This window comes from Mycobacterium sp. (assembly GCF_049802695.1).
GTDB lineage: Bacteria > Actinomycetota > Actinomycetes > Mycobacteriales > Mycobacteriaceae > Mycobacterium.
In genome coordinates, this window is sequence record NZ_JBARMY010000316.1 from 1 (window position 1) to 11,939 (window position 11,939).

General features: G+C 66.5%; 12 protein-coding genes and 1 pseudogene. 3 read left to right on the forward strand and 10 right to left on the reverse strand.

The annotated features are described in order from the left end of the window. Together WA317_RS12950 and WA317_RS12955 are read right to left on the reverse strand one after the other, a co-directional pair. Window positions 1–1,049, reverse strand: a 1,049-nt coding sequence (locus tag WA317_RS12950; protein ID WP_425173412.1) for a DUF7159 family protein, incomplete at its 3' end; no start/stop codon positions are given. Between the two features lie 245 nt (window positions 1,050–1,294). Then, window positions 1,295–2,629, reverse strand: coding sequence for an MFS transporter (locus WA317_RS12955; protein ID WP_425173423.1), 1,335 nt, complete (start codon window positions 2,627–2,629; stop codon window positions 1,295–1,297). Window positions 2,630–2,976: 347 nt separating this feature from the next. Between WA317_RS12955 and WA317_RS12960 the strand changes: the two genes are divergently transcribed. Beyond that, the gene (locus WA317_RS12960) at window positions 2,977–3,723 is read left to right on the forward strand and encodes a hypothetical protein (RefSeq protein ID WP_425173413.1); all 747 of its coding nucleotides are present in this window, start codon (window positions 2,977–2,979) and stop codon (window positions 3,721–3,723) included. Window positions 3,724–3,759: 36 nt separating this feature from the next. On the opposite strand, the gene WA317_RS12965 is transcribed toward WA317_RS12960, so the two are convergent. Genes WA317_RS12965 through WA317_RS12975 form a run of 3 tightly spaced genes read right to left on the reverse strand, consistent with a single transcriptional unit; the run spans window position 3,760 to window position 5,730 of the window. Continuing rightward, window positions 3,760–4,122, reverse strand: coding sequence for a DoxX family protein (locus WA317_RS12965; protein WP_425173414.1), 363 nt, complete (start codon window positions 4,120–4,122; stop codon window positions 3,760–3,762). 9 nt (window positions 4,123–4,131) lie between these two features. Next, the gene (locus tag WA317_RS12970; RefSeq protein ID WP_425173415.1) at window positions 4,132–5,274 is read right to left on the reverse strand and encodes an SPFH domain-containing protein; all 1,143 of its coding nucleotides are present in this window, start codon (window positions 5,272–5,274) and stop codon (window positions 4,132–4,134) included. A gap of 21 nt (window positions 5,275–5,295) precedes the next feature. Next, entirely contained in the window at window positions 5,296–5,730 is a 435-nt protein-coding gene (locus WA317_RS12975) for an NfeD family protein (protein ID WP_425173416.1), read from the reverse strand. Between the two features lie 58 nt (window positions 5,731–5,788). Between WA317_RS12975 and WA317_RS12980 the strand changes: the two genes are divergently transcribed. Continuing rightward, window positions 5,789–6,643, forward strand: coding sequence for a hypothetical protein (locus WA317_RS12980; RefSeq protein ID WP_425173417.1), 855 nt, complete (start codon window positions 5,789–5,791; stop codon window positions 6,641–6,643). A 6-nt stretch (window positions 6,644–6,649) separates the two neighbouring features. On the opposite strand, the gene WA317_RS12985 is transcribed toward WA317_RS12980, so the two are convergent. The 3 genes from WA317_RS12985 to fabG1 are packed head-to-tail and all read right to left on the reverse strand — an operon-like array spanning window position 6,650 to window position 9,294. Continuing rightward, entirely contained in the window at window positions 6,650–7,669 is a 1,020-nt protein-coding gene (locus WA317_RS12985; protein ID WP_425173418.1) for a ferrochelatase, read from the reverse strand. Window positions 7,670–7,684: 15 nt separating this feature from the next. Continuing rightward, window positions 7,685–8,494 (reverse strand): NADH-dependent enoyl-ACP reductase InhA, encoded by an 810-nt coding sequence (inhA, locus tag WA317_RS12990; protein ID WP_425173419.1) that lies wholly within the window; start codon window positions 8,492–8,494, stop codon window positions 7,685–7,687. A gap of 44 nt (window positions 8,495–8,538) precedes the next feature. Further along, window positions 8,539–9,294: a 3-oxoacyl-ACP reductase FabG1 gene (gene fabG1 / locus WA317_RS12995; RefSeq protein WP_425173420.1), complete on the reverse strand. Its 756-nt coding sequence runs from the start codon at window positions 9,292–9,294 to the stop codon at window positions 8,539–8,541. Window positions 9,295–9,448: 154 nt separating this feature from the next. Here fabG1 and WA317_RS13000 point away from each other — a divergent pair, with 154 nt between their 5' ends. Then, window positions 9,449–10,288 (forward strand): DUF559 domain-containing protein, encoded by an 840-nt coding sequence (locus tag WA317_RS13000; RefSeq protein ID WP_425173421.1) that lies wholly within the window; start codon window positions 9,449–9,451, stop codon window positions 10,286–10,288. Between the two features lie 58 nt (window positions 10,289–10,346). Here WA317_RS13000 and WA317_RS13005 read toward each other — a convergent pair whose 3' ends face one another. Both WA317_RS13005 and WA317_RS13010 read right to left on the reverse strand, forming a co-directional pair. Next, window positions 10,347–11,354: a VWA domain-containing protein gene (locus tag WA317_RS13005; RefSeq protein ID WP_425173422.1), complete on the reverse strand. Its 1,008-nt coding sequence runs from the start codon at window positions 11,352–11,354 to the stop codon at window positions 10,347–10,349. A gap of 34 nt (window positions 11,355–11,388) precedes the next feature. Beyond that, window positions 11,389–11,939 (reverse strand): annotated as a pseudogene (locus WA317_RS13010) (DUF58 domain-containing protein); the annotation flags it as partial.

An 11,939-nucleotide genomic window follows, 5' to 3' on the forward strand; every position in this document is an offset into this window, starting at 1 on the left:
ACGTTCGGCGGAGGTATGGGCAGTTGCCTGACCGGCATGATGAGGTTTGTGCCCGTCGCGGGCCGCTGACTGACCGCAGGACGGACGCTGACAGCCAGCGAGATCACCAGCGCCAGCACTCCGACGAAGAACACCGTCATCACCGACAGCGCCACCAGTAAGGGCCTGCGCCCGGTGGGCTCCTGGTCGCTCGGCAGATCAGCAGCCGCTGCTGTGAAGGCATCTTCGATAGGGCCCTCACTGGGCGCGACGCTGTAGGCAACGGCGCCCTCCAACTCATCGGCAGAGCCGACAATGGTCGCGTACGGCTCGACCACCTCGGCCGTCGCCCAGTCCGGATCCGGGTCCTGCGCATAAGCCAAGGCCGTCGTGGACGCGATGAATAAGGGCGCGCTCGCCGACGCCAAAGCCGCCCCGCGCGCCAGGGCAAGTTCCGGCTCTTCCGGGACGCTCACCGGGAGCCGCGTCGCCGTCTCCAGTTGCGGCTTGACCGTGGTGATGTCCACGCCGCAGCCGACGACGAACAACCCGTCCGGAGGCGATTCGCGGGCAGTGAGCTCAGTAACCATCTCGGCCGGCGTATCGGCGCTGCGCATCGGCTGTCGCCGGACATCGACGATTGTCCCGTCGGCGGAGTCGACCACAGCCAGCGTCACGGTGTCCGGTTCGAGGAACAGCAACCCGGTTCGGGTGTATCCGGCAGTGCTACCGACGGACTGGGCCAGTGCCGCCGCCGCAATAAACGACGAGACCAGCAGGACGTTCTCGACCTTGTGCGCGGCCAGCGCATCGCGCAGGGCGGCGGCTTCGACGGGATCGGTCCACGTCACGCCCGTCGAGGCGAGGTGGTAGTGGCCTTCAATCGCGCTTTCCCGGGTGCCCAGGATCGCGGCCAAGGTCTGCTCAGCTGCGCTCGGCTGCACCGTGCTGTCGACCGCTTCTACCTCGAAATCTTCGTCGTCGACGGTCACACCGTCGGCGTTTTCGCCTTCAACCAGCACCAGGCGAACCGTCGTCGGCGCCATCGAGACACCAAGGACGATGTCCACAATTGCCTCCAAAGGAATATAGAACCACTAACTAATAGTTTAGCTAATCTGTCAAGGCTCCGCGATGGATCGCCGGAGCCGGCGACGGAATCTGAGCCCTTTCGCAGTGATGACACCGGCACAGCGGAGCGATCATGCGCTCAATTGCAAAGCGATATCACGTGCGATATCGCTTTGAGATACGCACTAGTGGGACCCCGACGGGGCTCACGGTGCAGATGGGACTTCCGCGTTCGGCGTCGCAGTTACTCCACATCCGCGGCCAGTTCGCGAGCCGCAGCCTCGCTTTCCACTGCGGGGCCCGAACCCGGCAACCGCTTGCCCGCGACTTCCGGCATGAAGATCAACGTGAACAGACCCACCGCGCCCGCCGCGATCAACATGTACGCGGGCACCAGCACGTTGCCGGTGCCCGACACCAGCGCCTGCGCGATCAACGGGGTGGTGCCGCCGACGGCCGATATCGAGATGTTGTAGGCGACAGCCAGTGCTCCGTAGCGCACGTCAGTCGGAAACAGCGCCGGCAGCGCGGACGGCGTCGTGCTGTCGAAGCACAGTTCCATCATCCCGATCAACAGCACGCCGAGGAAAATCAGCGCATAACCGCCACCTGAGCGGAGCAGCAGAAACGCCGGAACCGACGCCGCGACCAGAAGCCCGCACCCGGTCCACATGATCGGTTTGACGCCGATGCGGTCGGACAGACGTGCGACGAACACCAGCAGGACCATCAATATGGTCAGCACCGCGGTGATGATCGCCAGCCCGGCGGTGTGATTGACGCGGACGACGACTTTGAGATAGGTCGGCAGGTATCCGGTGAGCATGTAGTCGGCGGCCTGGGAAGCCATGACGAGGCCCACACAGATCAGCATGGGCCTCCACTGCTGCACGACCGTGCGCTGAAACTGGCTCTCACGCTGCTCGTCGGACGCGTCCCCCGCGGCCTCAGCCGAATTCTGATAGGCAGGCGACTCTTCCAGTCGCAGCCGCATGAAAAGCGCGACCAGCCCTAACGGCGCGGCCAGCAGCAGCGGGATCCGCCAGCCCCACGTCAGCATGGCGTGACTCGGCAGCCAGGTCTGCAGCCCGGTGACGAGCAACCCGGCGACCACGAAACCAACCAAGTTACCCATCGGCAGGAATCCGACGAACATGCCGCGTTTGCGGTCCGGAGCCTGCTCGACGATGTAGGTCATCGCCCCGACGTACTCGCCACCGGTCGACAACCCCTGGAACACGCGGGCGACGACGAGCAGGATCGGCGCCCAGATGCCGATGGTGTGGTAGCCCGGCAGTAAACCGGTCGATGTCGTACCGACCGTCATCAACAAGATGGTGATCATCAGCACCCGTTTGCGTCCGATGCGGTCACCGAGCGGTCCGAAGATGAAGCCGCCCAGCGGACGCACCACGAACGCGGCAGCCAGCGTGCCGAAGGTGGCGATGAGGTGAACCGCGCTGACGCTGTTGCCGGGATAAAACACCTGGGCGATCGTGGTGGCGATGTAGCCGTAGACGCCGAAGTCGTACCACTCCATGAAGTTGCCGATCGCGGTGCCCTCGATGGACCGCCGCATGGTGGCTTTGTCGGTGACCCGGATTTGGTCGCGTCGCCATTTCCTGCGACGGCTGCCCCGGAGGCCGGTCGAGCGGCGTTCGCCAGTCATCGGATGCAAGTACCCCTGCGCGGCCTCTGACGACACATGGCAGGTATTCCGCGCCAGAACCCCGCCATCGGCCGGCGGTATGTAAACTGAACACGTCTTGAAAATGAACAGAAGCTGAACACGAAGCGAATGCAGTCTGTCGGTGGCGGTCGGTGCTGCTGTCGGCGCGGCGGCGGCATCGAACCGGGGTCGCCGATTTCTCGTCTGACGAATTGAGCGTTCGGTTGAACGCACTCGGCCATGAAGGAGGCAGCGCAATGGACCTGGACCGGATCACCCACCCGCTGCGCCTGGCCAGAGGCTCGCATCACGCAGGGTCAGGAAAAGGCTGCGCCATGAACGCCATTTCCTACATCACCGGCGACGTCGAGATCACCGACTACCCCGAGTGTTCAGCCCGTCCGCTGTCCACCATCGTGCAGTGGTGCAACGACCAGTTGGCGGGCCCGGACGGCTACCTGTCACCGGAGGACAGCGTGCTCGCGCTCGATCTCGGGTGGCAGACCGTGCGAACCGCAGACGTCGTCAGCGCCGTCGTGCACGGGTGGGTGGCCGAACTGCTGACCAGCCCCGCCTGGGGTGTGGTCTGGAACACTAAGGACGCCGCGGCCAAAGCCATTTCCGATATCGCCGCCCTGCACCGGCGGGCGGCGTCCGGCGACATGCCGCCGGTGTCGGCCTGGTACGCCGCGGACTGCGCCGGGCAAGCCGCCGCTCGCGGACTCTCCCGGACGTCCGAACGCAGCGGCCGGTGTGCCGTTCGGGCGGCATACCAGTCGATAGCGCTGGTGGGCGCTGCCACCTCGACGAAGATGGACGCCGTCACCGGCAACGCGCTGCGCTCGCACGAACTGGCTCCCGGCGGACTCTCCGCTGCCCGCGCGGTGGAATTGACGCGCCACGCTATCGCCGCATGGCGCCTGCTCGGCGGGCTGGAGATCTGCGGCGACGCCAACCCGGTGCTGGCCGACAGCGACGTATCACCCGCCGACGTCTTCGCCTAGGGGCTCGAGCCGCCTGACCGCAGCCGGCTCGAGCGGCTAAGAGGTGCGCGGCGGCGGGCCTTTCACCGTCAACGCCGCGAACGTCGCCAGGAACGTCGCCGCCGGGACGATGTTGACGACCCGGTCGCGGACGCGGACATGCGCGCCCACCGCCAGCGCGAAGTACACCGTCAGCAGCGCCGTGGTCAACCGCGCCAGCGCGGGAAACCGGTAAACCGACGCCAGCCCTACGGCGGCCGCAGCCTTGACCACCGGAAAGACCCAGCGGACGTTCGTCGGGACTTCCACCGAATCAAGGATTTTGGCGATGTAAGGCACCGGGATCGCGCACGCGACCGCGTCACCCGCGTGAAAAGCCGCCAGTGCCGCATAGGTTTTCGGGGACGTCAACACGCTCATTGCGACATCTTATGGAGTCAGCTCCGACGGCGTGGCGATCGCCCCCTCGACCGGCCTGCGGGCGTCGGCTTCGGCTTTGGCCACCGCCTGCACGATCGCGGGGTCGGTTTCGGTGGAGAACCAGCCGGCCATGTCGTCGCCGTCGTCTTCAGGTTTGGCCGGCGGGTCCTCGACCGGCGACGGCTGATACCGAAACACCCCGTCCTCCCCCGGCGCGCCGAGCAGTCTGGTGAACCCTTGCAGAGCCGAGCTGAAGTCACTGGGCACCACCCACACCTTGCTGGCCTCACCCTCGGCGATCTTGGGCAGCGTCAGCAGGTACTGGTAAGCCAGCAGCTCCGGGGTCGGGCGACCGGCCTTGATCGCCGCAAACGTCTTCTCGATGGCCTTGGCCTGCCCCTGCGCCTGCAGATACGCCGCGGCGCGCTCGCCCTGTGCACGCAGCATGCGGGACTGTCGGTCGCCCTCGGCGGACAGGATCGCCGCCTGCTTGGCGCCCTCGGCCTCCAGGATCCGCGCCTGCTTCTGCCCTTCGGCCTGTCTGATCGCCGCCTCCCGTTGCCCCTCGGCGGTCAGGATCATCGCCCGCTTCTCCCGGTCGGCCTTCATCTGCTTTTCCATCGACGCCTGAATAGAGGGCGGCGGGTCGATGCTGCGCAGCTCGACCCGGGCCACCCGCAGCCCCCAGTGACCGGTGGCTTCGTCGAGCACGCCGCGTAATTGGCCGTTGATCTGATCCCGCGAGGTCAGCGTCTGTTCCAGCGTCATGCCGCCGACCACGTTACGAAGTGTGGTGGTGGCCAGTTGCTCGACGCCGATGATGTAATTGTTGATCTCATAGACCGCGGCCTTGGGGCTGGTGACCTGGAAGTACACCACGGTGTCGATGTTCAGCGTCAGGTTGTCCTCGGTGATCACCGGCTGCGGCGGGAAGGACACGACCCGCTCGCGCAGGTCCACCCGGGCGCGGATGCGGTCGATGAACGGGATCAGCAGGGTCAGCTGTCCGCTGACCGTGCGGCTGTAGCGGCCCAGCCGTTCGATCACCGCGGCTTCGGCCTGCGGGATCAACGCGACCGACTTGGCCACGATGATGAGCGTGAAGATCACCAGAGCTGCCAGCAACACCAGACCGGCTACCGCACCTTGCATCAGATTCTCCTTTTTCGCGGGTCAGACGTTCTTCCAGACCACCGCGGTGGCGCCGTCGATGTGCATGACCGTCACCGACTCTCCCGCTTCGTAGCTGTCGCCGTCGTGAAATGGCCGAGCGGTCCAGACTTGGCCGTCCAGCTTCACCTGGCCCTCGCCGCTGGCCACCCTGTCCAGAACCAGCGCGCTTTTTCCCTCCAGCGCCTCGATCCCGGTCCGCAGGCTGGTCACCGGGGCGAGCCGTCGGCGCAGCGAGGGGCGGACGACCGCGATCAGCAGAATCGAGAACACCAGGAACACTGCGCCGTCGGCCCAATTCGGCCAGTCCAGCAGCCAACTGCTGGTGGCTGCAGCGAGCGCGCCGCCACCGAGCATCAGCAGGAACATGTCGCCGGTCAGCGCCTCCGCGCCGGCGAGCCCGAACGCGAAGATCAGCCAGACGACGGCCGCGGGCATGAGGCCAGACTATCGCTTGAACGGCTTGCGCCGCGGCGAACAACTACACTGCGAAATCATGTGGTGCCCTAGTGCAACGCTCTCGGTTTGGGGGAACGCCTGGCTTGCCGGCAAGGCCGCGCCCGATGACGTGCTGGACGCCTTATCATGTTGGGCGCCAAAGCAAACAGTGGCCGCTTATGACGCTGTCGCCGCAGGCCATACGGGTTTGCCGTGGCCGGACATCGACGACACCGGTCCGATGTCGTTGCTGCAGACGCTGCGCACCGCCGCCGGCCGGCCACCGATGACCGCCACGGCGATCCAGACGCTGTTGCCGGTGCCGGGTGATGTCCGCGGGCTGCCCGCGGGTACGCAGTTCGAGCGCGACGCGTTGACCACCGGCGAAGCGATGGTCATCAGCCACCCCGACGACCCGGCGAAAGTTGTCGGACTGGTCCCGGAGTTCAGCGACAACGACACTGAGGATTCCGCCCTGCCGGAATTCGATGCGCTGTCGTGGACGGTGTACTCGCTGCCCGAGGCACCGGTTTTCGATCATCCTGAGTTGGGTGATGCGGAGTACGCCCTGCGGTCTGCGGTGCGCTCGGCCGCCGACGCCCTCGACAACGTCGGGCTGGGGTCCACCGGCGTGGACGTCGAAGACCCGCGTGGTCTTGTCGAGCAGCTGCTGGACTGCGCCGGCCATCACCGGCTGCCCGACCACGCGCCGTCGCGCGCCGTGCGGGTGCTGCAGACTGCCGCGCATATCGACGCGATCATCACCGTCAGCGCCGGGCTGAGTCGCATCGGAACGCAGTCGCTGCTGCAGGCTCAGATCGCCACCGACACGCTGCGCCCACTGGCGCTGGTGGTGCGCGACGCCCGCGTCGCCGCGATCACCACGATTCTGCATTCCGCTTGGCGAGACTGACGTCCTTTACTTTTCCTGCGCAACGCAATGCGGTGGCCGGCACGGCTCGCCGTTGATGCCGGCCCCGCAGCCGGGCACCACACCCGGCCCGCAGACCCGGGCCGGGGGACGGCCGTCGCGCAGTTCGTCCATCAGCCCACGGGCCAGGCGGGCGAACCGGCGATCAGCGTTGGGTGTGCCGGCCCGCGCGAACGCCACACCCGCGGCGTCGGCCTGCAGCCGCAATTCGTGGTCGAGGTCCCACACCACCTCGATATGGTCGGCGACGAAACCGATCGGGCAGACGATTACCGCCGAGCTGCCGGCGTCGGCCAATGCGGTGAGATGGTCGGAGACATCGGGCTCCAGCCAAGGGATTTGCGGCGGGCCAGAGCGCGACTGCCACACCACGTCGTAGTCGCGGTAACCGGCGGCAGCCGCGACCAAGCTTGCCGCATAACCGACTTGGCGACTGTACAGCCGGGGTCCGCAGCGCTCGTCGGCGCCGACCGGAACCGAGTGCGCGGTGAAAATCAGCCTGGCCGTGGCGCGTAACCCGGCGGGCAGGGTGCCGGCGGCGGCAGCGACGGCGTCGGCGAACAGCTCCACGAACAGCGGGTGATCGAAGTAGGGCCGCAACTTGACCAGCTCGGGCGCGGCCTCGCCGGCCGAGCGACGGGCCCGGGCGATGTCCTCCACATACTGTGTGCAACCGGAGTATCCGCTCCACGCCGAGGTGACGAACACCGCGGCGCGCTTGACCCCGTTGTCGCGCATGGCCGCAACAGCGTCTTCGACGTAGGGCGCCCAGTTGCGGTTGCCGAAATACACCGGCAGGGTAAGCTCCGCCTGCAGCTGCGTCACCAATGCCCGGTTGATCCCGTTGATCGGTGAGACCCCGCCGAAATGGAAGTAGTGCTCGGCGACCTCGTCGAGCCGCTCGGCTGGCACATTACGGCCGCGGGTGACGTTCTCCAGAAAAGGCCGCACCTGCTCGGGAGCCTCCGGCCCGCCGAAGGACAACACCAGGACGGCGTCAAAAAGCACTGTATTGCATCGTCTCTACAGCAACTGAGTGCTGGCGCCACCGTCGGCGTAGACGACGGTGCCGGTGGTCGCCGGCAGCCATTCGGAAAGCAACGCGCAAACCGTCTTGGCGACGGGGGTGGCGTCCTTCATGTTCCAACCGATGGGCGCCCGCTGGTCCCAGCCCTCCTCGAGCAACGCTATCTGAGCGCCGGCCTCGTCACCCAGCGCCCCGCCGACGATCGCGCTCATCGCCAGCGTGCGGATAGGGCCTGCCGCAACAAGATTGGAGCGCACACCGAACTTGCCGGCCTCCCGCGCCACGAACCGGTTGACCGACTCCAGAGCACTTTTGGCGACGGTCATCCAGTTGTAGGCCGGCATCGCCCGGCTCGGGTCGAAGTCCATGCCGACGATGGAACCGCCGCTGTTCATGATCGGCAGCACGGCTTTGGCCAGTGCGGCATAGGAGTACGCCGAGATATGGATGCCCTTGGAGACGTCTTCATAGGGCGCATCGAAGAACGGGTTGATGCCCATCCCGGTCTGCGGCATGAAACCGATGGAATGCACCACGCCGTCGATCTTGTTGCCGTCACCGATCACTTCGGTGATCCGCTCCGCGAGCGTCTCCAGATGCTTCTCGTTCTGCACGTCGAGTTCGAGCAGCGGCGCCTTCTCCGGTAGCCGGTCGGCGATGCGCTGGATCAACCGCAACCGGTCGAACCCGGTCAGCACCAGTTGAGCGCCCTGCTCCTGGGCCACCCGTGCGATGTGAAACGCGATCGACGAGTCGGTGATGATGCCGGTGACCAGGATTCGTTTGCCTTCGAGCAGCCCTGCCATGTCCGTCCTCGGAGTTGTGAAATGAAACTGGTTGCGGCGCTGGTCTAGTGGCCCATGCCCATGCCGCCGTCGACCGGGATGACCGCACCGGAGATGTAACTGGCATCCTCGGACGCCAAGAAGCTGACCACCCCGGCGACCTCGGCGGCGGTGCCAACCCGCTTCGCCGGAATGAAATCCAGTGCGCCCGCTTGGATCCGCTCATCCAGCGCGCGGGTCATATCGGTGTCGATGTAGCCCGGAGCCACCACATTCGCGGTCACCCCGGCCTTCGACAGCTCCCGAGCGATCGAGCGGGCCATGCCGATCACACCGGCCTTGGAGGCTGCGTAGTTGGCCTGGTTGCCGATGCCCCAGGTGCCTGAGACCGAACCTATGAAGATCATTCGGCCAAACCGCTTACGCTGCATGCTGCGCGATGCCCGCTGAGCCACCCGGAACGCCCCGGTGAGGTTGGCGTCGATGACCTTGACGAACTTGTCCTCGGTCATCCGCATGAGAAACGCGTCCGCGGCCAGGCCGGCGTTGGACACCAGCACCTCGACCGGACCCTGATGCACCTCGACCTCCGTGAAAGCGCGATTGACGGTGTCGTTGTCGGTGACGTCACACTCGACGCCGAAGAGTCCCTCGGGTGCCCCGGATCCGCGGTGTGTGACGGCCACCTTGTGGCCGTCAGCGGCCAGCCGCTGTGCGATTGCCAGACCGATCCCCCGGTTTCCGCCCGTCACCAGAACTGAACGGGCTACGAATGCGGGTTTGCCGCCGTCGGCGGCGAGCTCGGTGGCTGCTCCGGTCACCCCGTCAACCTATCGTCTCGGCACGGCGGGCCGAACACTGGTCGGCTCCGCCACTTCCGGGTTGCGAGCGTAACGCCAGCGCTGAATCACGGGCCGGAGTCAGCCGTGGCGTTACGCCCACGGCGTTGTCAGTGCAGCCGGGCACACTTCCGCCATGCGAGAACCGTTCATTGGCAGCGAAGCGCTTGCCGCGGGCCGGATAACCCCCTACCAGTTGCGCAGTCGCTTCGTCGCCCTCCATCAGGATGTGTACATCGGAAAGGAAACGCCGCTCGACCCGGTGACGCGGGCGAAAGCCTGCTGGCTGCGGTCACGACGTCGCGGTGTGCTTGCCGAATTCTCCGCGTCCGCACTGCACGGCGCCCGGTGGATCGACCCGGCTCGGCCCGCGGCGATCATCGACAGCAATCGCCGCACAGCTGCTGGCGTGCAGGTTCGTGAAGAACGCGTCGACGAGGACGAGATATGCGTCATTGGCGGAATGCGGGTCACTACGCCGGCGCGCACTGCGATCGACCTCGCCAGGCGACATCCGCTGGACCTCGCGGTCGCCGCGATCGACGCACTCGGCCAAGCGGTGGATCTCAAGCCCGCCGACGTCGAACTGCTGACCGACCGTTACCGAGGCCGCCGCGGCATCAGCAGGGCCCGGGCCGCTCTGGCATTGTTCGACTGCGGAGCTCAATCGCCCAGAGAGACCTGGCTTCGTCTGCTTCTGATCCGCGCCGACCTTCCGGTTCCGCCGACTCAGATCGCCGTCCGTAACGACTGGGGTTTCGTCGAGGCGTATCTCGATATGGGTTGGGAGGACATCAAGGTTGCCGTCGAGTACGACGGCGATCAGCACCGGACCGACCGCAAACAATACGTCAAGGACATTCGGCGCCTCGAGATGCTGGAGCACCGGGGCTGGATCGTCGTGCGGGTGGTTGCCGAAGACCACCCGTTCGACATCCTGCGGCGCGTCCGCGCGGCGTTAACGCACCGAGCGTAACCGCGGCGAGAGATTTCAGGCTGAAAGCGACAGTGGCGTTACGCTCGAGGCCTGAACGCTAGCCCGGTAGTCGCCGGTTGAGCAGCAGCGACGCCAACCCGGCCGCGGCCAGGATCAGCGCACCCAACCGTAACCAGCCGACGCTGGCGTCGCCCCGGATGGTCTCGTAGCCGATCTGCTGCTGCAGCGTGGCATAGACATCCTTGAGCTCTTGCAGATTCGACGCGTTGTAGGCGTTGCCGCCGGACAACTCGGCCACCTTCTTCATGGTCGTGTCGTCGACGGGAACGGGCTGACGCTGGCCGTTGATCTCGACGAAGCCGTACGGCGTGCCGAACGAGATTGTCGAGATGGGCACACCCTGGTCCTTCGCCGTCCGTGCCGCGGTGAAGGCACCCTTCGGGTTGTCCGGGTTGGTCGGCACGGTCTCTTTACCGTCGGAGAACAACACGACCCGCGCCGGCGGCGGGGCGTCACCGCCACCGATCACCGCGCCGACGGTCGCGATCGCCTGCAGCGCAGTGAAAATGCCCTCGCCGGTCGCGGTGCGGTCTGCGAACTGCAGCTTGTCCAGTGCAGCCTTGCTGGCTGCGCGGTTCGTCGTCGGCGAGACCAACACGGTCGCCGTCCCGGCGTAGGCGATCAGGCCCAGGTTGATCCCGGCGGTCAATTCGTCGGCGAACTGCTTGGCGGCCTCCTGCGCAGCGGCCATCCGGTTGGGTTCGACGTCCGTGGCACGCATCGACTGTGAGACGTCGATGACCAACATCACCACCGCGCGGTTGCGGGGAATCCGGACGTCGTGGGTTGGTCCGGCCATCGCGATGGTGAACAGCAGCAACGAAAGCACCAGCAGGATCGCCGACAGGTGCCGCCACCGGCTGGGCCGTTTCGGGGCGACGGTTTCCAGCAGCTCCATGTTGGCGAACCGCAGCATCCGCCGCTGTCGGGCCAGCTGCATGACGACGTAGAGCACGGCAATTCCGAGCACCACCAGCAGAAAAAGGAAGAACCAGGCGTGCGCGAAGCCGGACAGTGTCATCGGCCCGAGCAAGGGCAGCGTCATACCAGACCCGTCTTCAGGTGTGAGGGCATCGGTGTCACTGGCGGCCCGCCAGTGTCCCGCGCCGCCGGTGTTCGACGAAACGGACAATGTCGGCCAGCCAGTCCCGGTCGGTGCGTAACGCCAACAGCGGTGCGCCGCAACTGCGCACCGTACGGGCCACCTCGGCGCGGTGTGCTGCCGCCGCCCTGGCGAAATCGTTGCGCAGCTGGGAGTCGACGGTGAACTCGCGGGTGGCCCCGGTTTCGGCGTCCTGCAAGACCACGTCGCCGACGTCGGGCAATTCGACATCGCGCGGATCGAGGACCTCGATGGCCAGCACCTCGTGGCGGGCCGCAATCGCGCGCAGCGGGCGCACCCAATTGATCGGGCCGAGGAAGTCGCTGATGATCACGGCCATGCCCCGACGGCGTTCCGGTCGGCGCAGCGCGTCGATGGCCCCCGCCAGATCCCCGCGGACGCCGGTCGGGGCTTTCGGCATGGTCGCGATCGTGCGCAGCAGCGTCTGCTCATGCTGCCGGCCGGAGCGGGCCGGCACCCGGGTGGTCGTCGCGCCGGTCGCGATCAGGGCGCCGAGCCGGTTGCCGC

What these genes read in the sequence shown, in the direction of transcription:
- WA317_RS12955 (WP_425173423.1), bottom strand. Translation starts at nt 2,629, where the DNA reads ATGCGGCGGTCCATCGAGGGCACCGCGATCGGCAACTTCATGGAGTGG.
- WA317_RS12960 (WP_425173413.1), top strand. Translation starts at nt 2,977, where the DNA reads ATGGACCTGGACCGGATCACCCACCCGCTGCGCCTGGCCAGAGGCTCG.
- WA317_RS12965 (WP_425173414.1), bottom strand. Translation starts at nt 4,122, where the DNA reads ATGAGCGTGTTGACGTCCCCGAAAACCTATGCGGCACTGGCGGCTTTT.
- WA317_RS12970 (WP_425173415.1), bottom strand. Translation starts at nt 5,274, where the DNA reads ATGCAAGGTGCGGTAGCCGGTCTGGTGTTGCTGGCAGCTCTGGTGATC.
- WA317_RS12975 (WP_425173416.1), bottom strand. Translation starts at nt 5,730, where the DNA reads ATGCCCGCGGCCGTCGTCTGGCTGATCTTCGCGTTCGGGCTCGCCGGC.
- WA317_RS12980 (WP_425173417.1), top strand. Translation starts at nt 5,789, where the DNA reads ATGTGGTGCCCTAGTGCAACGCTCTCGGTTTGGGGGAACGCCTGGCTT.
- inhA (WP_425173419.1), bottom strand. Translation starts at nt 8,494, where the DNA reads ATGGCAGGGCTGCTCGAAGGCAAACGAATCCTGGTCACCGGCATCATC.
- WA317_RS13000 (WP_425173421.1), top strand. Translation starts at nt 9,449, where the DNA reads ATGCGAGAACCGTTCATTGGCAGCGAAGCGCTTGCCGCGGGCCGGATA.
- WA317_RS13005 (WP_425173422.1), bottom strand. Translation starts at nt 11,354, where the DNA reads ATGACGCTGCCCTTGCTCGGGCCGATGACACTGTCCGGCTTCGCGCAC.